This window comes from Marinobacter halodurans (genome assembly GCF_004327985.1).
In the GTDB taxonomy this organism is placed as follows: domain Bacteria; phylum Pseudomonadota; class Gammaproteobacteria; order Pseudomonadales; family Oleiphilaceae; genus Marinobacter_A; species Marinobacter_A halodurans.
The window spans coordinates 1-629 of sequence record NZ_SJDL01000185.1; the positions used below are offsets into that span (position 1 = coordinate 1).

Sequence of the window (629 nt, forward strand, 5' to 3'; positions counted from 1 at the left end):
TTGGCAGTGCCATGGGCTACTGGGAATTACTGCTGCGCCTGGGAGACCGGGAATTCGTCACCAACCACGCCACCACCTCGGCGTTCCTCGACCGCATGGTGGCCTACCCCGGCGGCATCATCCAGGACACGCTCGTGCGGGTCTGGATCGACAACCAGCTGTCGGACGGGGAAATCCAGATCGGCGACGACATGGCCCGGCTGGAGAACGTGCACGCCAACCTGTTGGCCATTGCCGGCGAAGGCGACACCATGGTCACACCGGGCGCCGCCAAGCGGGTGATGGACCACGTCAGCTCCAGCGACAAGGCCTTCCGCGTGGTGCCTGGCGGGCACATGGGCATCCTGGCAGGCAGCCAGGCGCCGGAAGCCAGCTGGATCGAGATCGCCGACTGGCTGGGGGAGCGTTCCGGATAATATTTCAAGTTTAACAAGGAGTGTGATCAAGCCGCTGAACACGATTTGCGGCTATCGACCTTCTTCCTCAGAAAGCTCAACACGCAAACGCACAGATGGGGGAAGGATCCCGAACGATCATGGCCTGAAGCTCCTAAATCGAATGGAGTCCCGAACAGACATTTTTGTTAGACTGAGCGAACTTAAAAGGACCGTTGTAAATCAGGAATGGAG

1 pseudogene is annotated in these 629 nt (G+C 59.5%); it reads left to right on the forward strand.

The features are described from left to right. Window positions 1-416 (forward strand): annotated as a pseudogene (locus EZI54_RS24025) (alpha/beta fold hydrolase); the annotation flags it as partial. Window positions 417-629: the final 213 nt, after the last annotated feature.